We start from the raw sequence: 21,025 nt of genomic DNA on the forward strand, positions 1-21,025 counted from the left end.
GTGTCGCGGTACAGCTAAGCGGTCTGACCTGACGCTACGCAAGCCTGCCATAAGGCGCCCATGACCCTGGTCCTGCCCAACCTGCCCGATCTCCTCGACGAGGCCGCCCGCGAAGCGGCCGCGCTTTCGGCCGCCATCGGCGCCGCCGTGGCCAAACAGGTGACCCGCGACGGCAAAGTGGACCGCGCCGCGCTGGATGCCGAACAGCACGCCGCCCACGGCCTCGCCTGGACCGCCGCCTACGCCGAGACCCTGCGCCAGGCCGCGGCTTGGGCCCGCGCCCTGGACGAGGCGGGAAAGCTGACCGAGGCCGAGGCCCTGCCGGCCCAGCTCCTGGCGCACGAATATCTGAGCCAGCTCCAGGGCGGGCTCCCGATGAACCAGGGAGAGATCTTCCGCCCCGTCGACGTCTTCGCCCCCGCCGAGCGGCTGAGCCACATCCTGGGGCGGCTGCGGCCCGGCGCGTCGCAGGCGGTGAAGCTGCGGATCGTCGAGCTGCTGGACCAGGCGCGGGGGCGGCCGTCGCTAGAGGCCAGCGGCCTGGACGAGACGCTGGAGGCGATCCGCGACCAGTTCCACGCCTTCACCGAGGAGAAGATCGCGCCTTACGCGCACGGCTGGCACCTGCGCGACGAGCTGATCCCGCTGTCGCTGCTGCAGGAGCTGGGCGACCTCGGCGTCTTCGGCCTGACCGCGCCCGAGGAGTGGGGCGGCTCGGGCCTGGGCAAGGTGGCGATGTGCGTGGTCTCCGAAGCCCTGTCGCGGGGCTGGATCGGGACCGGCTCGCTGGGCACCCGTTCGGAGATCGCGGGCGAGCTCATCCTGGCGCACGGCACGCCTGCACAGAAGGCGAAGTTCCTGCCAGCCATCACCGCGGGGACCGTGATTCCCACGGCGGTCTTCACGGAGCCGGAGGCCGGCTCCGACCTGGGCAGCCTGCGAACTCGCGCCGTGCGCGAGGGCGACGTCTGGAAGGTGTCGGGCGCCAAGACATGGATCACCCACGCGGCCCGCGCCGACCTCATGACGCTGCTGGTCCGCACCGACCCGGACAAGAAGGACCACCGCGGCCTCTCCATGTTCCTGGCCGAGAAGCCCCGTGGGACGGAGGCCGACCCCTTTCCCGCGCCCGGCATGAGCGGCGGCGAGATCGGCGTCATCGGCTATCGCGGGATGAAGGAATACGAGATCGCCTTCGACGGGTTCGAGGTTCCGCACGCCCACCTGCTGGGCGGCCAGGAGGGCCAGGGCTTCGTCCAGCTCATGGCGACCTTCGAGAGCGCCCGTATCCAGACCGCCGCCCGCGCCATCGGCGTGGCGCAGAACGCCCTGGACCTCGCACTCGACTACGCCCTCCAGCGCCGCCAGTTCGGGGGGCCGATCGCCGATTTCCCTCGCGTGGCCAACAAGCTCGCCATGATGGCCGCAGAGATCCTGGGCGCGCGACGCCTGGCCTGGTTCGCCGCCCGCGCGAAGGACGAGGGCCGCCGCTGCGACCTCGAGGCCGGCATGGCCAAGCTGACCGCCGCCCGCATCGCCTGGGCGGCCGCCGACAATGCGGTGCAGATCCACGGGGGGACGGGGTTTGCGGTGGAGCAGCCGGTCAGCCGCGTGCTGGCCGACGCGCGCATCCTCAACATCTTCGAGGGCGCCGGCGAAATCCAGGCCCAGGTCATCGCGCGACGGCTGCTGGAAGGGGCGAACTGAGCGAACGCGTAGCGCGACGGCCTGCCGTCAGTTGCGGGGGGCGAAGCCTTCCGCGATCAGGCCGATCTGGCGGTCCATGACCTTGATGAGCGACTTGGCGTCGGCCTCGCGGGTGATGACCAGCCGGTAAGTCCAGGCGTAGGCGCTCAGCAGCAGGTCGACCACCTCCTGCAGGTCGATGTCCGGCCGCACGTCGCCGGCGGCCTGGCCCTTCACGAGCACATCCCGGATCACCTCCTGCAGGCCCGGGGTGCGCCCATAGGGACGGGCGCCCGGCGGCAGCGTCCAGTCATAGGCGGCGGCGATGTGCGACATGAACAGCCGCACGTGCTGGGCCTCGAACTCGAAGTGCACGGCGAACATCGTGCGCAGGCGGTCCGCCGTCGAGCCGCGGACATGCGGCATGACCCGGTCGATCTCCGCATAGAGCGGCTCGAGCCGGGCCTGCATGACCTCGGACAGGATTTCGCCCTTGGAGGCGAAGGTGGTGAAGACGCTGCCCACGGATATGCCGGCGTGACGCGCGATCTCGCGGATCGTCGTGCCTTGGTATCCGTGGGAATCGAACAGCTCGCGCGCCGCGGCGATCACCCGCTGGCGCGTCGCTTCCTTCTGCGACTGCCGGGCGGGAACCGGTTGCGCGGGCGATCCGAGGTCAGCGTCGTTCATGCCGGCCCGCGGATCAGCCGCGACGCGCGCCCGCGAGCAGGATGCGGATCTGGTCCCGCGCCCGCGCTTGCAGCGCGTCCAGGCTCCAGCCCTCGAAGATCGCCTGCGGGAAGTTCGACAGATAGGTGTCGAACAGCATCTGGCTGCGGAGCTTAACCTCGGCCTCCTGCGACAACTCGCCGCGTTCGACCGCAGCGGTGAGCTGTTCGCCGAACAGGTCCTGGAAGGCGGTCGACGAGGACATGCCGCGCAGCGTGGGACCGCCGTCCTTGTCCCACGACACCGAGAAGGCGGCGCGGGCAAGCTGCAGGCGCGTCTTGTAGAAGGTGTAGCCCGCCATGAAGATCTTCAGGAGGGCGTCTTCCACATTGCGCCCGCGGATGGCGGCGTCGCGCATGGCGGCGGTGAGCGCCTCCATGTCGTCGGCCATGATCTCGCGGAAGAGATCTGATTTATCGGTGAAATTGGCGAAAACCGCGCCCGTCGACATGCCGGCGGCCGCGGCGATGTCACGGATCGTTGCGCCTTCGTAGCCCTGCTCGCTGAAGAGGCGGCGGGCGGCGGCCAGGACCTTCAGGCGGGTCTGTTGCTTGGCGAGGGCGCGGCGGGTGGGGGCGCGCGTCGGTGCGTCGACGGCGACCTGGGTTGGGGAGATGTGCTTCATTCTTCTCTTGAATCTCGCCGGTTACAGGGGAGCCCGGCGATCTCTAGGTGGGGAGGATTAACCGGCGGCGCCGAGGCGTATCACCGGCGGTGAACATGTTCAACAAACTCGGTACGCGAAACTGTAACTGCTCAGTAACATTCCGCCGCGAGCGATCAAGCGGGACCGCGCGCGCGGGCCGTCAGCCCTTATGGCATAAGGTCTCGGACGTCACTCCGAATCTCATGGTTCTGTCGGAACCGACGCTCGATGAACATGATCAAACGCCGAATAGTCAAGTTTAAATTGGACTCGGCCCTTGCCCATGGCGTAGCGCCGTTCACCAGCCTAATCTAGCGGCATGGATATCTTCGATTATCTGATCTTCGCCGCGCTGGCCGCGGTGGCGACGGTGCTGGCGTTCGGGATCTACGCGCTGTTCCGGGGGGGCGATTTCGGCCGGTCCTGGTCCAACAGATTGATGCGCCTGCGCGTATTGACGCAGGCCATCGCGGTGGCCGTGCTGGTGCTGGCCGCCTGGTGGCGAAACAGCCAGGGCTGAGATGGTCACCCTCAACCGCATCTACACGCGAACGGGCGACGCCGGCACGACGCGCCTGGCCACCGGCGCCACGGTCTCCAAGACCGACGTTCGCGTCGAAGGCTACGGCGCGGTCGACGAGGCCAACGCCTGCATCGGCCTCGCGCGGGTCCACCTGGCGGCCGACCCCGAGCTCGACGCCATGCTGGCCCGCATCCAGAACGAGATGTTCGACCTGGGCGCCGACCTTGCGACGCCTCCGAAGCCGGACGAGGCCGAGGGTTCGGTCCTGCGCGTCCTCGACAGCCAGATCGCGCGCATCGAGGGCGAGATCGACAGCCTCAACGAGCGCCTGCCGCCGCTGCAGTCGTTCATCCTGCCGGGCGGAACGCCGGCGGCCGCGGCCCTGCACCTGGCCCGCACCGTCTGCCGCCGCGCCGAGCGCGACGCCGTGCGCCTGATCGAGGCGGGCGAGCCGGTCAGCGCGGCGTCCCTGCGCTATCTCAACCGGCTGTCCGACTTCCTCTTCGTCGCGGCCCGCTGGGCCAACGACCAGGGCCGCGCCGAGGTGTTCTGGAAGTCGGGCGCGACGCGCTAGTTCTTCGCGGCCGAAGCCTCAGGCGCCTTCATCGTCGGCGCGGCCGGGCGGCCGATCGCCTTCTTCGCCTCGGCCAGGGCCTTGTCGTCCGTGATCAGGCGGCCGGTGATGTCCGACGTCAGGATCGGCTGGGCGCACACGCGCTCGCCGTTGTCCCACCACTTGTGGGCCTTCTCGCAGTTCTTCTGCGGGATGATCCAGCCGACCTGCCAGACGCCGACGCCGACGATGGCGACCACGAACAGGGCGATGAAGATGAGCTTCAGGCGCTCGATATTGGGGTTCATGCGGGCCTTTTACGTAAGGAGACCCCGGTCTGGCTAGCTATGTGCGCTGCGGCGAAAGTCACGCGCGCGTGCTTGCAATGCTCGGCGGAACCGCTATTGCCACCGCGGCTCATTTCTTTCCGCAATCAATTTGAGGCGCTAGCAACCCATGAAGGTGTTGGTCCCGGTGAAGCGGGTGATCGACTACAACGTCAAGGCCCGCGTGAAGGCCGATCAGACGGGTGTCGACCTCGCCAACGTCAAGATGTCGATGAATCCCTTCTGCGAGATCGCGGTCGAAGAGGCCGTCCGCCTGAAGGAGAAGGGCGTGGCCAGCGAGATCGTCGCCGTGTCCGTCGGCCCGACGCAAGCGCAGGAAACCCTGCGGACCGCGCTGGCCATGGGCGCCGACCGCGCCATCCTGGTGCAGACCGACCAGGACCTCGAACCGCTGGCCGTGGCCAAGGTGCTGAAGGCCATCGTCGGCGAGGAAAACCCCGAGCTGGTCCTTATGGGCAAGCAGGCCATCGACGGCGACAACAACGCCACCGGCCAGATGCTGGCGGCCCTGCTCGACTGGCCGCAGGCGGCGTTCGCCTCGGAAGTCGTGGTCGAAGGCGGCAAGGCCAAGGTGACCCGCGAGGTCGACGGCGGTCTGCAGACGATCGACGTGAACCTGCCGGCGGTCGTGACCGCCGATCTGCGTCTCAACGAGCCGCGCTACGCGTCGCTGCCGAACATCATGAAGGCGAAGAAGAAGCCGCTCGACGTGAAGGAGCTGGGTTCGCTCGGCGTCGACACGGCGGCCAAGCTGAAGGTCGTGAAGGTCACCGAGCCGCCGAAGCGTTCGGCCGGCATCAAGGTGGAAACCGCCGCCGACCTCGTCTCCAACCTCAAGACCGCGGGGGTCCTCTAACATGGCCGTTCTCGTCATCGCGGACCACGACAACGCGACCCTCAAGGACAACACCCACAAGGTGGTGACCGCCGCGCAAGCCATCGGCGGCGACGTCGATATCCTGGTGGCCGGCACGAACACCGCCGCCATCGCCGCGGAAGCCGCCAAGATCGGCGGCGTGCGGAAGGTGCTGACGGCCGAGAGCGCCGAGCTGGGCCAGGGCCTGGCCGAGGCGTTCCAGGATCTGGTCGTCGGCCTGGCCGGCGGCTACGACGCCATCCTCACCCCGGCGACCACCCAGGGTAAGAACTTCAGCCCGCGCGTCGCCGCGAAGCTGGACGTGGCCCAGATCTCGGACGTGATCGAAGTCGTGTCGCCCGACACCTTCGTGCGCCCGATCTACGCCGGCAACGCGCTGGAGACCGTCCAGTCGTCCGACGCCAAGAAGGTGCTGACGGTCCGTCCGACCGCCTTCAAGGCCGCGGCGGAAGGCGGCTCGGCAAAGGTGGAGAGCGTCTCGGCGCCCGCCGCCCCGGCCAAGACCCACTTCGTCGACCAGAAGATCGTCAAGTCGGCCCGCCCGGACCTGGGCGCCGCCAAGATCGTCGTCTCGGGCGGCCGCGCCATGGGCTCGGCCGAGGAGTTCCAGAAGGTTATCGAGCCGCTCGCCGACAAGCTCGGCGCGGCGGTCGGCGCCTCGCGCGCGGCGGTCGACGCCGGCTACGCGCCCAACGACTACCAGGTCGGCCAGACCGGCAAGGTCGTGGCTCCGGAACTCTACATCGCCATCGGCATCTCGGGCGCCATCCAGCACCTGGCCGGCATGAAGGACTCCAAGGTGATCGTGGCGATCAACAAGGACCCGGACGCGCCGATCTTCCAGGTCGCCGACTTCGGCCTCGTGGCGGACTACAAGACCGCCGTGCCGGAACTGATGGGCGCGCTGGGCTAAGCCCGACACGCCGACCATAAGACGAAGGGCGGTCCGCGAGGGCCGCCCTTTTTCGTGCGCGATCACCCCCGCAGGTTGTCGGGATCGCCACCTACCCACGACGGTTCCGCTCCGTCAGTTTCGCAGCCCCACATAACGAGGGTTTCGAAATGAAGAAGTATCTGATCGAGCGTGAGATTCCGGGCGTCGACAAGCTGTCGGGCGAAGAGCTGAAGGGCGCAGCGGCGACCTCGAACGCGGCCCTGTGCCAGCTCGCGCCCCGGGCGCAGTGGGTGCAGTCGTTCGTCACCAAGGACCGCACCTTCTGTGTCTATCTCGCCGAGGACGAGGCGGCGGTTCACGAGCACGCCAAGCTGAGCGGCTTCCCGGCCAACAAGGTCACGGAAGTCGTTGGCGTCATCGACCCCACCACCGCCGGCTAGCGGGGCTCGCGAGCCCCTGCAAGCCATGCAAGGGTGCCGCGCGATGGAGGCGACCACATGCTCGATGTGACGGTGGTGCTGCTGGACGACGGCCTATCGTCGACCGGCGTCATGCCGGTGGAGATCTTCCACTCGGCGGGCCGGCTGTGGAACGACCTCCACGGACATCCGCCCGATCCGCCATTTCGCGTGCGCACCGCCTCGATCCACGGCGGGCCGGTCCGCAGCCCCTACGGGCTGCAGATCGTGCCCGAGTGCGCCATCGCCGATATCGAGCGCACCGACATCGTGATCGTGCCGACATCGGGCCTCGAGCTGGACCTCAAGTTCGTGGAGAACAGCGCGCTGCTGCCTTGGCTGCGCCGCCAGCACGCCGACGGCGCCTTCATCGCCGGCGTCTGCATGGGCTCGGCCTACCTGGCCGAGGCCGGGCTGCTGGACGGCCGCCTCGCCACCACACACTGGTCTGTCCGCGACCTGATGGCCCGGCGTTATCCCCAGGTGAACTGGAAGCCCGAGCTGTTCGTGACCGAGGAGAGCCGCGTCCTGTGCAGCGGCGGAGTCTGCGGTTCCATCGACGTGTCGCTTTATCTGGTCGAGAAGCTTTGCGGCCACGAGACGGCGCTGAAGACCGCCAAGGTGCTGCTGCTGCCCATGCCGCGCGTCTACCAGTCGGGCTACGCGGTCACGCCGATCTCCCAGCCCCACGACGACGAGCGGGTCCGCAGTGTCGAGACCTGGCTGGCCACCAACTTCAGCGGCGAGGTCTCGACGGGCGCGCTGGCCGAACACGCCGGCCTCGGCGAGCGCACCTTCGTCCGGCGCTTCAAGGCCGCCACCGGCCGCCTGCCCGCCGCCTATGTCCAGGCGTTGCGGATCGATGCGGCCAAGCTGGCCCTGGAGCGCGACGCCGAACCGATCCAGTCGATCAGTTCCTCGGTCGGATACGACGACGTCGCGTTCTTCCGCACGCTCTTCAAGCGCGCTACGGGCATGACCCCGGCCGACTATCGCGCCCACTTCGCGCCTCTGCATGTCCGCGGCGACGTCGCGCTGGCCACGCCGTGAGGCGGCCGCGAACGAGCCGCCAAGCGGATGCGCGCGGGGCGGTCCGCTCGCCGCCGATACATTTTGCAAGCGGTTGTTACGTGGCCTAACAGCCCGGGCATGATCCGCCTCCCGCCGTTCTTCGCCCTGCGCGCCCTGGAGGCCGCCGCCCGGCACTGCAGCTACAGTGGAGCGGCCCGGGAGCTGGCGGTGACCCACGGCGCCATCAGCCAGCAGATCCGGCGTCTCGAAGCCGAACTCGGCGCGCGCCTTTTCGAGCGTCGCGGCAACACCATGGTCCCAACGCCCGAGGCCCGGCGGCTCGCCGGCGAGGTGGCCCGGGGCCTGGACGTGCTGAAGAACGCCGTGGCCGAGTTCGCCGCCGCCGCCGAACGCGACCCACTGGTGGTCAGCCTCGACGCCCAGTTCTCGGCGCGCTGGCTCACCTCGCGGCTCCCACGGATGCTGGCCGACCTAGCGGCGGAGTCGCTGGAGCTGCGGGTGGAGGAACGCGTGGCCAATTTCACCACCGACGGCGTGGACGTGGCCGTCCGCTACGGGGCGGGCCGATGGCCGGGCGCCGAGGCCGCCCCGCTCTTCAGCGAGACCCTGACGCCCGTGTGCAGCCCGGACCTGCTGACCCGCCTCGACCTGAAGACACCCGCCGATCTTGCGAGCGCGCCACTGCTCCATCACGGCCACCGCCCCTGGAGCCTATGGTTCCGCGAGCTGGGCCTCGAGACGCCCACGCCGTCAGGGATGGTGTTCGAGGATTCCACCATGCTGCTGGAGGCGGCCGCCCAGGGCATGGGCGTGGCGCTGGCCCGCAGCGCCCTGATCGAACAGGACCTGCGCACGGGCCGGCTGGTGCGCCCGTTCGACCGCCGCGTGGCCTCGGAGCTGGGCTATTGGGTGGTCTGGCGCAGCGACAGCCGCAAGTTGCGACGTATCGCCGCCCTCCGCGCCTGGTTGTCGACCGAGGCTTCCGAGACGCGTGGCGCTGAATCCCCGCCGTCACCATGATCTGCTGCGACGCAGCAATTCCCCTTGCCGCAGTGCGCCATACAGATGTTAGAAAGCTGCGGCTGTTAGAAAGCTGCCACAAAAAGCGGCATCCGCTGTAAGGGATCTAGACCCGTGGTTGACATCAAGACGGTCGGCGTAATCGGCGCCGGCCAAATGGGTTCCGGCATTGCCCACGTCTGCGCCCTGGGCGGCTACGACGTGCTGCTGCACGACGTGAGCCCCGACCGGATCAGCCAGGGGATCGCCCAGATCGAAAAGAACATGACCCGCCAGGTCTCGCGGGGGGTCATCGAGCATACGGCGATGGAAGCGGCCATCGGCCGCATCAAGCCGGCGGCCGAGCTCCAGCAGATCGGCCAGACCGACCTCGCGATCGAGGCGGCCACCGAGAACGAGGACACCAAGAAGACGATCTTCAAAGCGCTGCAGCCGCACCTGAAGTCCACGACGCTGCTGGCGTCGAACACCTCGTCGATCTCGATCACCCGCCTTGCGTCGGCCACCGACCGTCCCGGCAAGTTCATCGGCCTGCACTTCATGAACCCCGCGCCGGTCATGAAGCTGGTGGAGATCATCCGCGGCATCGCTACCGACGCCGACACCTACGAGCTGGCCGTCAGCTTCGCCCAGTCGCTGGGGAAGACCACGTCCAACGCCGAGGATTTCCCCGCCTTCATCGTCAACCGCGTGCTGGTGCCGATGATCAACGAGGCGATCTACACGCTGTACGAAGGGGTCGGCACGGTCGACGCCATCGATACGGCCTTGCGCCTGGGCGCCAACCATCCGATGGGCCCGCTGGAACTCGGCGACTTCATCGGCCTCGACACCGTCCTGTCGATCATGAACGTGCTGTACGAAGGCCTGGCCGACTCCAAATACCGCCCGTGCCCGCTGCTGGTGAAGTATGTCGAAGCCGGCTGGCTGGGCCGCAAGTCGGGCCGCGGGTTCTACGACTACCGCGGCGACAAGCCCGTCCCGACGCGTTGAGGCGGATCGCCGCCGCGCTCGCGCTACGGTCGCTTCCACAATCTTAAGGCCCAGCTAGTCTAACCGACGAACGGCGTTCGGAGCCGTGACGTAGCGGAGGGACGGGATCGCGGCCGATGCGGACCGGCCGCCGCCAGGGCAAGGTATGACCGCGACCGATGAAAGCGCACCGATAGAGGGCCTTCCCTCGACGCAGCCCAGGGGCGACGATCACCTGCGCCTGCAATGGGCGCTCGAGGCCTACGTCCGCTCAACGCGCGCGCTGATGCATTTCGAGAGCCTTGACGGCCTGCTGTCGAGCATCTGCGAGGCCATCGTCGAAGGCGACCGCTATCCGGTGGCCGCGGTCGCGCTGACCCGCAGCGCCAGCGACGAGCCGGTAGAGATTCGCGCGTTCGCCGGGCGCGCCGCCGGCTACCTCGAAGGCCTGGAGCTCAGTTCCTCCGCCGCCACGGTGGCCGGCTCGGGGCCGACCGGCCAAGCGATGCGGAGCGGCGAGCCGGTTGTGATGCGCGACGCCCTCGTCGACCCTCAATTCGCGCCGTGGCGCGCGCGGGCGGCCCAGCATGGCATCCGATCCAGCGCGACCATCCCCTTCAAGCTCGGCGGCGTGGTTCGCGGGGTGCTGCTGGTCTATGCCGACCGGCCTGACGGATTCGGGACGCGCGAGCTGGACCTTTTCCGGGAACTTGCGAACGAGATGGCCTTCGGCATCTCGGTGGCCGACGACCGCCAGCGCCTGGCGGCGGCGGCCCGCGACTACAAGCTGCTCGCCGACCACTCCAGCGACATCATCGTCCGCTACGGCGCCGAAGACGTCGTCCACTACGTCTCCCCCGCTGTGTCTCAACTGGGCTATCGCCCCCAGGACATCGTGGGGCGCACGCCGTTCCATCTGGTGCATCCAGATGACCACGAGCAGCTCCGGCAATTCCGACTGCAGGTCGGCGAGTCATCCGGGCCCTGGGAACTGTTGAGGCTGCGCATCCGACGGGCGGACGGCGAATGGCGCTGGTTCGAGGGCAGTCCGCGCCCGATACCCGCGACCGACGAAGAGACGGCCGAGGCCGTGGTCACACTTCGCGACGTGACCGAGCGCCGCGAACTGGAACTCGAACTGCGCCGGCGGCAGGCGGAGGCCGAGGCGGGCATACGCGCCAAGTCGGAGTTCCTGGCCAATATGAGCCACGAGATCCGCACGCCGCTGACCGCCATCGTCGGCTTTGCGGACCTGATGCGCCAGGCGCCGGGCCTGACCCCACCCCTTCTGGACTACGCCAATCGCATCGCCGTGGCCGGACAGGCGCTGCAGACCATCGTGGATCAAATCCTCGACTTCTCCCGGGTCGACGCCGGACGGATCGAACTCGATCCTCAGCCCTTCGATCCGGGAGAACTGGTCAACGTCGTGCTCGCGATGCTGGCCGAGCCGGCGCGCGCCAAGGGCCTGCAGCTCTCGGCCGGGGATGTGGGACGCCTGCCGAAGCCCGTCGTGGCCGACGCCGGCCGCATCCGCCAGGTCCTGCTGGGCTTGCTGGACAACGCCCTGAAGTTCACCGACGAGGGCGGCGTCAGGCTCAGCGCCAGTTATGACGACGAGCAGGGCGGCACACTCCGCTTCGCCGTCACCGATACCGGCATCGGCATCCCGGCCGGCCAGGGCGAGGCGCTGTTCGAGAGCTTCTCGCAGGTCGACGGTTCGGTCACCCGCCGTCACGGCGGGACCGGCCTCGGCCTCGCGATCGCCAAAAGCCTGGTGGAACGGCTGGGCGGCCGGATCGGGTACTCCAGCGAGCCACAGGGCGGCTCCACGTTCTGGTTCTCGATCCCCGCGCCACGCGCCCCGGCGTCGCCGGCCGAATCGGACGCGCCGCCCGGGGCCGACGCGCCGACGATGCGGGTCTTGGTGGTCGACGATGCGCCGGTGAATTGCGAACTGGTCGGCGCGATGCTCTCGGCCGCCGGCTACGAGCTGACCTTTGCTCATGACGGCCAGGAAGCGGTCGCGCTCGCCGCGATCGCGCCCTTCGACCTGATCCTGATGGACATGCAGATGCCCGTGATGGACGGACCTTCGGCGGCCCGCGCCATTCGCACCGGCGAGGGGCCGAATGTCCTCACCCCGATAGTGGCCGTCAGCGCCAACGTTCTGCCGATGCATGTGCAGGCCTGCCTGCAGGCGGGGATGGACGACCACATCCCCAAGCCCATCGCGCTCCACAGCCTGCTGACCAAGGTCACGCACTGGGCCGGCCGCCAGCGGGCCGCCTGAGCGTCGCCCTCGACGGAAAAATTCCCGCCGCCGGTCGGCCTGGGGCATCCTCGCGCGTCCTAGCCAAGAACGAGGAGGCTCGCCCATGCTCTACGCCCTGCTCTGCTACAACGACGAGGATGTCGTCTGGGCCTGGGACAAGGCGCAGGAGGCCGAGGTCATGGGGCGCCTGGCGGTCGTGCGCGCCCGCCTGGCGAAGGCCGGCAAGCTGGGGCCGTCGCTGCGCTTGCTGCCCACCACCGCGGCAACCACCTTCCGCAAGAGCGACCCGCCGCTGGTGATCGACGGCCCGTTCGCCGAGACCAAGGAACAGTTGCTCGGAATCTACATCATCGACGTCGCCGACCTCGACGAGGCGCTGGCGGTGGCCAAGGACCTGGGCGACGCCAATCCCGGCGGAGCCTATGAGATCCGCCCGCTGGCGCTCTATAACGAGGGCTCGCGCGACGCGGTCGCGAAGGGGGCCGTCACCGCATGAGCGACCTGGCCTGGATCAACGCGGCCATCTCGGCCGCGCGGCCCCAGGCCGTCGGCGCGCTGCTGCGCTACTTCCGCGACCTGGACACCGCCGAGGAGGCCTTCCAGGACGCCTGCCTGCGCGCGCTGAACAACTGGCCGAAGAACGGGCCGCCCCGCGATCCGGCGGCCTGGCTGATCATGGTGGGCCGCAACGCCGCGCTAGATGGCGTACGCAAGCGCTCGCGTCAGACCGAACTGCCGTCCGAAGACCTGTTGTCCGACCTGGACGACGCGGAGGAGCGGGTGGCCGACCGCATCGACGCGGCCGACTATCGCGACGACGTCCTGCGGCTGCTGTTCATCTGCTGCCACCCCGACCTGCCGGCCACCCAGCAGATCGCCCTGGCCCTGCGGATCGTCTCCGGCCTGTCGGTGAAGCAGATCGCGCGCGCCTTCCTGGTGTCCGAGGCGGCCATGGAACAGCGGATCACCCGCGCCAAGCGGATCGTCGCCGAGGGCGACGCCGAGTTCGAGACGCCAGGCCCCGTCGAGCGGGCCGAACGCCTGGCCGCGGTGGCGGCCATGCTCTACCTGGTCTTCAACGAGGGCTATTCCGCCGGCGACAACCCGGCGCGGGCGCAGCTCTGCGGCGAGGCGATCCGCCTGACGCGCCTGCTGTTGCGGCTCTACCAGACCGAGCCGGAGATCATGGGGCTGCTGGCGCTGATGCTGGTCCAGCACGCCCGCACGCCCGCCCGCTTCGACGCTGACGGCCAGATCGTGCTGCTCGACGACCAGGACCGCAGCCTCTGGATCGGCCCCATGGTCAACGAAGGCCTGGCGCTGATCGACAAGGCGATGCGCCATCGCCGCCCGGGCGCCTATCAGGTCCAGGCCGCCATCGCCGCGCTGCACGCCCGCGCCCCCACCCCCGCCCAGACCGACTGGCCGCAGATCGACCGCCTGTACGCGGCCCTGGAGCGACTGACCCCGTCGCCGGTCATCACGCTCAACCGCGCCGTGGCCGTCAGCAAGGTCGCCGGGCCGGAAGCCGCGCTGGAGATGATCGCCCCGCTGGCCGACCGGCTGTCCGGCTATTTCCACTTCCACGGCCTGACCGGTGCGCTGAACCTGGAGCTGGGCCGGCACCGCGAGGCCCGGGTGGCCTTCGACCGCGCCATCGCCCTGGCCAACACCGCCGCCGAGGCCGCGCACATCCGCCAGCATCTCGATCGTCTGGCGCACGATCACGCGCCAGCCGGCGGCGCTGCGAAATAATCTCCGGTCCAATGTCGGAACGGCGACGCCTGGACCGTCCTCGTGACAAGCAACTCACCCAGGAGATTCAGATGTCGGACGCGTCCGCCGCGGAAATGCCCAAGGTCGAAACGAAGGGCGGCGTCGTCGCCTACCTCGCCATCGACGGGGCGATGAAGGCCGCGCAGTTCTACGAGAAGGCGTTCGGCGCCGAAGTCGCCATGGCCCATCCGGTCGACGACCGGGGCCGGACCATGCACATCCACCTCTACATCAACGGCAGCTCGGTCATGCTGGGCGACTTCTACGAGGAGCACGGCCACGGCAAGGTCGCGCCCCAGGGCTTCACGATGCAGCTCATCGTGGACAACGCCCAGGCTTGGTTCGACCGCGCCGTCGCCGCCGGCTGCGAGGGCCTGATCCCGCCGCAGAAGATGTTCTGGGGCGACACCTGGGGCCAGGTCCGCGATCCGTTCGGCGTCGTCTGGGCCTTCAATCAGCCTGCGTAGGCGCGTCGGCCCGCGGCCGCCCTCCCCCCGGCCGCGGATCCCACGAGCGAGGAAACCAGAACATGACCGCCATCGCCGCCACGAACGCGCCGCAGGGCAAGGCCATGACCATCGCCGGCTGGACGCTGACCGGCCTCTTCACCGCCTTCATGGCCTTCGACGTGGGCATCAAGCTGATCCGGCTGCCGATCGTGGAGCAGACCGGCGCCACGCTGGGCCTCCCACCCGGCAGCGGGTTCGCCATCGGGATCCTGGAGCTGGCGATCGTGGCGCTCTACCTCGCCCGACCGACGGCGGTTCTGGGCGCCATCCTCGTCGCCGCGCTGATGGGCGGGACCTGCGCCGTCCACTTCGTTAACGGCAACCCGCTCTTCAGCCACATGCTGTTCGGCCCCTACCTCGCCGCGTTCGCCTGGGGCGGCCTGTGGCTGCGCGAGCCGGAGGTGCGGCGTCTCGTCCCGATTCGGCGTTAACCAATCCCGAACCGGCGGCATGGTTAATGAATTCGACTAGCCTGGACTCCGCAGCGGATACTCCGGGTGATTCGGAACAGGACCCATGCGTCGGCTCACTCTCGCCCTGCTCTGCGCGACCTATCTCTGCCTCTCGCTGATCGTCGCGCTCAGCCTGTGGCGGAACGGCATGGGCTGGGGCGTCGCTATCTCGTCGATGATGGGCTGCTTCGGCCTCTGCCTGGCCTCCCACGGCATGATCATGCGCTTCCTGGAGATGCGCGAGATTCGCGGCGAGGTCGAAGCCGTCCGCGAAGGCCACCGCATCCTGCTGGACCAGATGGTCCGCCTGGATGGCCGCGTGACCGACATCGCCTCCATCGTCGAGACCGACAAGTCGCGCTCCGAGACCCTGACCGGCGAGGTCCACCTGCTGGAGCGTCTGGTCCAGAAGATGACCCGCCGTTTCGAGGAACAGCCCTACGCCACCTCGGCGCCGCACCTTGCCGCGCGCGGCGGCCACGACGTGCGTCGCCCGGTCAGCCTGCTGGACGTGGTCCGCGAGGCGCTGACCGAGAACCGCGTCGACCTCTATCTCCAGCCCGTCGTCGGCCTGCCGCAGCGCAAGACCGTCTTCTACGAGAGCTTCTCGCGGCTGCGCGACGCCTCGGGCCAGGTGATCATGCCCGCGGAATATCTGTCGGTGGCGGAGCCAGCCGGCCTGATGACCGCCATCGACAACCTGCTGCTGTTCCGCTGCGTGCAGATCGTCCGCCGCCTGGCCGCCCGCGATCGCCGCGTCGGCGTCTTCTGCAACATCTCGATGTCCAGCCTTGGGGACGACGAGTTCTTCCCGCAGTTCCTGGACCTGCTGCGCGCCAACCGCGACCTTGCGCCCGCCCTGATCTTCGAGGTCGGCCAGGCCGCCTTCGACGGCCGCAACGCCGTCCAGGCCCGCAACATGGGCCGGCTCGCCGACCTCGGCTTCCGCTTCTCGATCGACAAGGTCACCAACCTCGACCTCGACCTGCAGGACCTGACCCGTTCGGACGTGAAGTTCGTGAAGGTCGCCGCCCAGGCGCTGCTCGACGAACTGACCGAGGTGGACAACCGCCTCGTCCTGCGCTCGATGCCCGATCTGGCCGCGGAAGACTTCGCTCTCCTGCTGCGCCGCTACGGCGTGGACCTGATCGCCGAGAAGGTCGAGAACGAGCGGCAGGTGGTCGACATCCTCGACCTCGACATCCAGCTCGGCCAAGGCCACCTGTTCGGCGAGCCGCGGGCTATCAAGAACGACGTCCTGGCCGAGGCCGGCGCGCCCGCCCCGGCGTCCAACGTCGAACGGATGCGTTTCCGCGCCGCCTGATCCGCCCCTCCCCTCTCGCTTCGCGGGGGGAGAGGAGTGTGTTACCCGGCGCCCCATGACCTCCCCGACCCCGATCCAAGGGCTCTCCGAGCTCGCCGGCCGCTACGACGTCCTGCTCTGCGACGTCTGGGGCGTGATCCACAACGGCCGGGAGAGTTTCCCCGAGGCCTGCGCCGCCCTGGCGCGCTTCCGGGCCGAGGTGGGGCCCGTCATCCTGATCTCCAACGCGCCGCGCCCGCATCCGCCGATCGTGGAACAACTGGACAGCCTGGGCGTGCCGCGCGCCGCCTGGACCCGGCTGATCACCTCGGGCGACGCGACCCGCGCCCTCCTCGCCCGGCGCGCGCCGGGCCCGGTCTGGGCTATCGGACCCGAGCGTGACGGCGTGCTGTACGAGGGCCTGGGGCTCGCGATGGGCGGCCCTGAGGACTCGACCTTCATCTCGGTTACGGGGCCGTACGACGACGAGAACGACGAGCCGGCCGACTACCGTGACCGCTTCATCGGCTGCGTCGGTCGTGGCCTCGAGCTGATCTGCGCCAACCCCGACATCGTCGTGCAGCGCGGGGACAAGCTGATCTACTGCGGCGGTGCGCTCGCCCAGCTCTACGAGAGCCTCGGCGGCAAGTCGGTGATGGCCGGCAAGCCCTACGCGCCGATCTACGAGATGGCGCTCGCCGCGGCGGAAGCTGAGCTGCAGCGACCTATCGACGCGGCGCGGGTGCTCTGCGTGGGCGACGGTCTGCCCACCGACGTACGCGGCGCCAACGCCCGGAACCTCGATATTCTCTTTGTCGCCAATGGCATACATGGCGCCGAGACGGTCGGCCTGGACGGACTCAACCTCAGCGTGGTTTCCGACCTCCTGCGTCAAGAAGGCCTAAAGGCGAACTGGACCATAGCCGATATGGCATGGTGAACGGCGCGAATCGCACCGCTGGCGGCACGGGTCGGCGATGCGGGGGGAACGCGTCGCAACGAACGGCCTCAGGGGAACTGCCGTGCAAGGCTTCTTTTTTGACGAATTGTCCGTCGGTCAGGCGGCGGAGATGAGCCGTGTCGTGGGCGCGGCCGACATCGAGGCGTTCGCCGAGGTGTCCGGAGACAACAACCCCGTCCACCTGGACGAGGCCTACGCCAAGACCACTACCTTCGGCGAGCGCATCGCCCACGGCATGCTCTCGGCCGCCTACATCTCGGCCGTCCTGGGCTCGAAACTGCCGGGTCCCGGGGCGATCTACCTGTCGCAGTCGCTGCGCTTCCGCCGGCCCGTGAAGATCGGCGACCTTGTCGTCGCGAAGGTCACCGTCAAGGCGCTCGACGAGGCGCGCGGACACGTGACGCTGGACACCACGTGCGCGGTCGCCGGCAAGACCGTGGTCGATGGCGAAGCTCTGGTGATTGCGCCGCGCCGCCCCGCATGACTTAACGGGGCGCATGAAGCGCATCCGTGTCATTCGGGGTTGGAAGGATCTGTCGCAGGACGACCGCGGCGCCGCGGTCGCCATGGGCAGCTTCGATGGCGTGCACCGCGGCCACCAGCAGGTGATCGAGCTAGCCGCGAAGGCGGCGAACGAGATGGGGACGCCCCTGGGCGTCATCACCTTCGACCCTCACCCGCGCGTCTATTTCCGCCCCGACGAGCCGGCGTTCCGCCTGATGAAGACCGACCAGCAGGCGCGGGCGCTCGAAAAGCTGAACGTCGATATGTTGTACGTCCTACCGCTCGAGGCCGAGCTGGCGGAGATGACCGACCGCGAGTTCGCCACCCGCGTCTTGCACCAGGGCCTCGGCGCCCGCCACGTGGCCGTCGGCTTCGACAATTCGTTCGGCAAGGGACGCACTGGCACGCCCCAGACGATGCGGGCCTATGGGCAGGAGCTCGGCTTCGGCGTCAGCGTCGCCGACCCGGTGGGCGACGTGGACGGCGACAAGTTCTCTTCCACCTCGGTGCGCGAAGCCCTGCGCGCGGGCCGGCCGCAGGACGCCGCCGAGATCCTGGGGCGGCCGTTCGCCATCGAGGGCCCGGTCCAGCGCGGCCGGCAGCTCGGCCGCAAGCTGGGCTTCCCGACGGCCAATGTCGACCTCGCCGACTACGTGACCCCGAAGTTCGGCGTCTACGCCACTCGCACACGGCTCTCGGACGGCCGGGAGTTTTCCGGCGTGGCCAACATCGGCGTGAACCCGACGGTCCAGGGCGTCACCCGCCCCCTGCTCGAAGTCTGGCTCTTCGACTTCGACGAGGACATCTACGACCGCGTCATCGAGACCGACCTGATCGCCTTCCTGCGCCCCGAGGAAAAGTTCGACAGCCTGGAGGTGATGACCGAGCAGGTGATGAAGGACGCGGCACGGGCCAAACAGGTGCTATCGGCCTAGGCGGATCTATCTCGTTGATTTTGAGCGCGATCCCTTCGCCGGACCGGCGTCTTCTTTCGCGGATCGCGCGCTAGCGGGCGACCGTTATGTCCTTGATCAGCGCCTGCACCGCGGTCTTCTCGCCCGCACTCCAGAGCGCCTTCAGATAGGCCAGGGTTCGCTGGGCCGCCTCATCCTGCTTCCACTCGCAGCCGTAGAAGCGGCAGTTCTCGAACACCGGCGGCGAGCCCCCGGAGAAGATCATCCGCGAGTCGCGGAACTCGCAGTCGGTGAAAATCTCGCCGTCGAGCGCGACGGTCTCGTGGTTGTACATGACGCCACTGGGCATGGGTGTTCTCAGGTCTCTTCTGTGGAAGGCTCAGAGGCCGTTTGCGCGCGGTCGCGCTCGCGCTGTTCGCGCTTCGCCGCGGCCTTTTCAGCCGTCTTCAGGGCCTTGAGCCGCTCGCGCTCGCGCCGCTCGAAATCGTAGTTGGGCTTGCGCGCCATAACTTGGGCTCCTCTGGAGTTGGGACGAGGGTCTAGAGCCCCCCGCCCTCAAATGGGATCATCTGAGGGGGACAAGAAGGCTCCGTGTCCTGGATTTCGAGAGGGATCTCTCCGCCGAACCGGCCTTAACCTCGGGGGGCCGCCCTCTAGCGAGCTTTCCGGGCCGCGTAGCGCGCGTCCCGCTTCGCCTTCTGCTCGGCCTTGGTCAGCGCCTTGCGTTCCTTGCGCTGCCCACGCTTCGCGTCGAGGGCCTCAGCCGCGGTAGCCTCCTCGGCGAGCCGCAGGGACTCCGCCGCATCGGCCGCGGCCTGCTTTCGGGCGATCTTCTCCCCAGCCCTCGCCAGGCGGACCTTCGCGAGTTCCGCAGCGCGGGTCACGGCGCTCGGCTGAAAGTCCGCGGCTGGAGCGGTCGGCCGGGGCCGGAAGCCCGCCAGCAGCGCCTTCCGGGCGTCGGCAGCGGTCTTTAAGCGCTCGGCGAAGCCGGTTCGCTCGAATTCATTCATGGGGGCCTCGGGGTTTCGTGGCGCCGGCGGCTGCGAACGTGGCCGCGCAGATCGCCTCAAGGTGCCCCCGGATGCTGCGGGGCGCGAGCAGCGCATCGACGGCGCGATAGCCGTCCGCCTTCAGCCGGCGCTTCAGCGCGTCGACATCCGGCGCTTGCCCAGCGCGGGCAAGTTCATAGGCGCGTTCGATTGTTGATGGACTCATCGCGGATTGAGAGACGCATCCCGCAGGGTTTGCCGGCGGGATGCGCTTCGCACGTCAGGCGGCTTGAAGCTGGCCGGCAGACGTCTTGCCGCTGCGCGGATCGCGTTCCAGCTCGAACGAGACCTTCTGGCCTTCGTTCAGCGAACCCAGGCCCGCACGCTCGACGGCCGAGATGTGGACGAACACGTCAACCGCGCCGTCGTCAGGCTGGATGAAGCCGAAGCCCTTCGCGGGGTTGAACCACTTCACAGTGCCAGTCGTCATGTTTTTCACTTTCAGAAATTAATCTTCGCAGCCACCGGACGGCGACCCGCACCAAATTATCGGAGATGATTGTGGGAAGTCCGGGCTCGATCCGAAGAAAAAGCGTGGAGAGCGACCGAACCAAATCGATATTCGATTTAGCTAAGATAACAGCATAACGATCGAAATGCCAGGATATTCGGAAGTTCATTGCGCGACGCCGATGGCCGCGGGGAAAATTCCGACAATTCCAGCCTATGCCGCCCTGACGCCGCGCCGCCCCCACCGGGGATGACGCCCCGCGCCCGCTCTGTTAGAGCCTCCGCCATGACTTCGGTTCGGACGAGCCTGCGAATTACCCGCCCGGCGTGACGCCGCCGGACGTTCTTCCAGCGCGCGCCGGGTGACACCCGCAATCTCGAATCCACCGATCCAACGGACAGAGTTATGGCCGACGACGCCGAAAAGCCCCCACGCGACTATCGCGAGACCGTCTTCCTCCCCGACACGCCGTTCCCCATGCGGGCGGGCCTGCCCCAGAAGGAGCCGCAGACGCTGGCGAAGTGGGCCGAGCTCGACCTTTACAACGCCATGCGGGCGGAACGTCAGCGCGCCGGCGCGCCGCTGTTCGTCCTGCACGACGGCCCGCCCTACGCCAACGGCGCCATCCACATCGGCCACGCCCTGCAGAAGACCCTCAAGGACTTCGTGGTCCGCTCGAAGTTCCTGCTGGGCTACGATGTCGACTACGTGCCGGGCTGGGACTGCCACGGCCTGCCGATCGAGTGGAAGATCGAGGAAGAGCTGCGCAGCCAGGGGCGCCGCAAGGACGAGGTCTCAAAGGCCGAGTTCCGCACCCGCTGCCGCGAATACGCCAGCCACTGGATCGACGTGCAGCGCAACGGCTTCAAGCGCCTGGGCGTGATCGGCGACTGGGAGAACCGCTACGCCACGATGGACTATGCGAGCGAGGCCGCGATCGTGGCCGAGTTCCACAAGTTCGTGGCCTCGGGCCAGCTCTACCGCGGCTCGAAGCCCGTGATGTGGAGCCCTGTCGAGCGCACCGCCCTGGCCGACGCCGAGGTCGAGTACCACGACCACGTCAGCCCCACGATCTGGGTGAAGTTCCCGGTGG

At 68.5% G+C, this 21,025-nt stretch carries 26 protein-coding genes; 19 read left to right on the forward strand and 7 right to left on the reverse strand.

The genetic code is table 11. The annotated features are described in order from the left end of the window. Window positions 1-60: 60 nt before the first annotated feature. Entirely contained in the window at window positions 61-1,707 is a 1,647-nt protein-coding gene (locus Q0L11_RS00945) for an acyl-CoA dehydrogenase family protein (protein ID WP_296594965.1), read from the forward strand. A gap of 27 nt (window positions 1,708-1,734) precedes the next feature. Here Q0L11_RS00945 and Q0L11_RS00950 read toward each other — a convergent pair whose 3' ends face one another. Beyond that, complete coding sequence (locus Q0L11_RS00950) at window positions 1,735-2,376, reverse strand: TetR/AcrR family transcriptional regulator (protein WP_296594966.1); 642 nt, start codon at window positions 2,374-2,376, stop codon at window positions 1,735-1,737. Window positions 2,377-2,389: 13 nt separating this feature from the next. Next, window positions 2,390-3,040: a TetR/AcrR family transcriptional regulator gene (locus Q0L11_RS00955; protein ID WP_296594967.1), complete on the reverse strand. Its 651-nt coding sequence runs from the start codon at window positions 3,038-3,040 to the stop codon at window positions 2,390-2,392. A 340-nt stretch (window positions 3,041-3,380) separates the two neighbouring features. Here Q0L11_RS00955 and Q0L11_RS00960 point away from each other — a divergent pair, with 340 nt between their 5' ends. After that, the gene (locus Q0L11_RS00960; RefSeq protein ID WP_296594968.1) at window positions 3,381-3,581 is read left to right on the forward strand and encodes a twin transmembrane helix small protein; all 201 of its coding nucleotides are present in this window, start codon (window positions 3,381-3,383) and stop codon (window positions 3,579-3,581) included. A 1-nt stretch (window position 3,582) separates the two neighbouring features. Beyond that, window positions 3,583-4,158, forward strand: coding sequence for a cob(I)yrinic acid a,c-diamide adenosyltransferase (locus tag Q0L11_RS00965; RefSeq protein ID WP_296594969.1), 576 nt, complete (start codon window positions 3,583-3,585; stop codon window positions 4,156-4,158). Here the strand turns inward: Q0L11_RS00965 and Q0L11_RS00970 are convergent. After that, window positions 4,155-4,445: a hypothetical protein gene (locus Q0L11_RS00970; protein WP_296594970.1), complete on the reverse strand. Its 291-nt coding sequence runs from the start codon at window positions 4,443-4,445 to the stop codon at window positions 4,155-4,157. The genes Q0L11_RS00965 and Q0L11_RS00970 overlap by 4 nt on opposite strands. 148 nt (window positions 4,446-4,593) lie before the next feature. Between Q0L11_RS00970 and Q0L11_RS00975 the strand changes: the two genes are divergently transcribed. The 15 genes from Q0L11_RS00975 to Q0L11_RS01045 all read left to right on the forward strand — a co-directional run bounded on the left by Q0L11_RS00975 (window position 4,594) and on the right by Q0L11_RS01045 (window position 18,453). Next, window positions 4,594-5,340, forward strand: coding sequence for an electron transfer flavoprotein subunit beta/FixA family protein (locus Q0L11_RS00975; protein ID WP_296594971.1), 747 nt, complete (start codon window positions 4,594-4,596; stop codon window positions 5,338-5,340). A 1-nt stretch (window position 5,341) separates the two neighbouring features. Next, window positions 5,342-6,274, forward strand: a complete 933-nt coding sequence (locus Q0L11_RS00980) for an electron transfer flavoprotein subunit alpha/FixB family protein (RefSeq protein ID WP_296594972.1) — start codon at window positions 5,342-5,344, stop codon at window positions 6,272-6,274. 149 nt (window positions 6,275-6,423) lie between these two features. Next, window positions 6,424-6,696 carry a DUF4242 domain-containing protein gene (locus Q0L11_RS00985; RefSeq protein WP_296594973.1) on the forward strand — a complete coding sequence of 91 codons (273 nt, stop codon included), beginning with the start codon at window positions 6,424-6,426 and terminating at the stop codon, window positions 6,694-6,696. A 57-nt stretch (window positions 6,697-6,753) separates the two neighbouring features. After that, window positions 6,754-7,764 (forward strand): GlxA family transcriptional regulator, encoded by a 1,011-nt coding sequence (locus Q0L11_RS00990; RefSeq protein ID WP_296594974.1) that lies wholly within the window; start codon window positions 6,754-6,756, stop codon window positions 7,762-7,764. Between the two features lie 99 nt (window positions 7,765-7,863). Continuing rightward, window positions 7,864-8,766: a transcriptional regulator GcvA gene (gcvA, locus tag Q0L11_RS00995; RefSeq protein ID WP_296594975.1), complete on the forward strand. Its 903-nt coding sequence runs from the start codon at window positions 7,864-7,866 to the stop codon at window positions 8,764-8,766. A gap of 114 nt (window positions 8,767-8,880) precedes the next feature. After that, window positions 8,881-9,759: a 3-hydroxybutyryl-CoA dehydrogenase gene (locus Q0L11_RS01000; RefSeq protein WP_296594976.1), complete on the forward strand. Its 879-nt coding sequence runs from the start codon at window positions 8,881-8,883 to the stop codon at window positions 9,757-9,759. A gap of 145 nt (window positions 9,760-9,904) precedes the next feature. After that, entirely contained in the window at window positions 9,905-12,031 is a 2,127-nt protein-coding gene (locus Q0L11_RS01005) for an ATP-binding protein (protein WP_296594977.1), read from the forward strand. Window positions 12,032-12,116: 85 nt separating this feature from the next. Continuing rightward, window positions 12,117-12,509 (forward strand): YciI family protein, encoded by a 393-nt coding sequence (locus Q0L11_RS01010; RefSeq protein ID WP_296594978.1) that lies wholly within the window; start codon window positions 12,117-12,119, stop codon window positions 12,507-12,509. Next, window positions 12,506-13,768, forward strand: coding sequence for an RNA polymerase sigma factor (locus tag Q0L11_RS01015; protein WP_296594979.1), 1,263 nt, complete (start codon window positions 12,506-12,508; stop codon window positions 13,766-13,768). Before Q0L11_RS01010 ends, Q0L11_RS01015 begins: the two co-directional genes overlap by 4 nt. A 71-nt stretch (window positions 13,769-13,839) precedes the next feature. Next, complete coding sequence (locus tag Q0L11_RS01020) at window positions 13,840-14,256, forward strand: VOC family protein (protein ID WP_296594980.1); 417 nt, start codon at window positions 13,840-13,842, stop codon at window positions 14,254-14,256. A 62-nt stretch (window positions 14,257-14,318) separates the two neighbouring features. Continuing rightward, window positions 14,319-14,729, forward strand: coding sequence for a DoxX family protein (locus Q0L11_RS01025; protein ID WP_296594981.1), 411 nt, complete (start codon window positions 14,319-14,321; stop codon window positions 14,727-14,729). A gap of 85 nt (window positions 14,730-14,814) precedes the next feature. Then, a complete protein-coding gene (locus tag Q0L11_RS01030; protein WP_296594982.1) occupies window positions 14,815-16,074 on the forward strand; it encodes an EAL domain-containing protein in 1,260 nt (419 codons plus the stop codon). Window positions 16,075-16,129: 55 nt separating this feature from the next. Then, window positions 16,130-16,993 (forward strand): TIGR01459 family HAD-type hydrolase, encoded by an 864-nt coding sequence (locus Q0L11_RS01035; protein ID WP_296594983.1) that lies wholly within the window; start codon window positions 16,130-16,132, stop codon window positions 16,991-16,993. An 82-nt stretch (window positions 16,994-17,075) separates the two neighbouring features. After that, a complete protein-coding gene (locus Q0L11_RS01040) occupies window positions 17,076-17,498 on the forward strand; it encodes a MaoC family dehydratase (RefSeq protein WP_296594984.1) in 423 nt (140 codons plus the stop codon). A 13-nt stretch (window positions 17,499-17,511) separates the two neighbouring features. After that, a complete protein-coding gene (locus tag Q0L11_RS01045; protein WP_296594985.1) occupies window positions 17,512-18,453 on the forward strand; it encodes a bifunctional riboflavin kinase/FAD synthetase in 942 nt (313 codons plus the stop codon). A gap of 70 nt (window positions 18,454-18,523) precedes the next feature. Here Q0L11_RS01045 and Q0L11_RS01050 read toward each other — a convergent pair whose 3' ends face one another. From Q0L11_RS01050 to Q0L11_RS01065, 4 genes are all read right to left on the reverse strand, one after another. Next, window positions 18,524-18,781, reverse strand: coding sequence for a hypothetical protein (locus tag Q0L11_RS01050; RefSeq protein WP_296594986.1), 258 nt, complete (start codon window positions 18,779-18,781; stop codon window positions 18,524-18,526). Between the two features lie 8 nt (window positions 18,782-18,789). Further along, window positions 18,790-18,939, reverse strand: a complete 150-nt coding sequence (locus Q0L11_RS01055) for a hypothetical protein (protein WP_296594987.1) — start codon at window positions 18,937-18,939, stop codon at window positions 18,790-18,792. Between the two features lie 146 nt (window positions 18,940-19,085). Then, window positions 19,086-19,442 (reverse strand): DUF6481 family protein, encoded by a 357-nt coding sequence (locus Q0L11_RS01060; protein ID WP_296594988.1) that lies wholly within the window; start codon window positions 19,440-19,442, stop codon window positions 19,086-19,088. Between the two features lie 259 nt (window positions 19,443-19,701). Further along, window positions 19,702-19,911 (reverse strand): cold-shock protein, encoded by a 210-nt coding sequence (locus tag Q0L11_RS01065; RefSeq protein WP_296594989.1) that lies wholly within the window; start codon window positions 19,909-19,911, stop codon window positions 19,702-19,704. 426 nt (window positions 19,912-20,337) lie between these two features. Between Q0L11_RS01065 and Q0L11_RS01070 the strand changes: the two genes are divergently transcribed. Then, a partial coding sequence (locus tag Q0L11_RS01070; RefSeq protein WP_296594990.1) for a class I tRNA ligase family protein occupies window positions 20,338-21,025 on the forward strand: 688 nt, incomplete at its 3' end.

The sequence above is a fragment of the Phenylobacterium sp. genome, assembly GCF_024508875.1.
Taxonomy (GTDB): Bacteria; Pseudomonadota; Alphaproteobacteria; order Caulobacterales; family Caulobacteraceae; genus Phenylobacterium.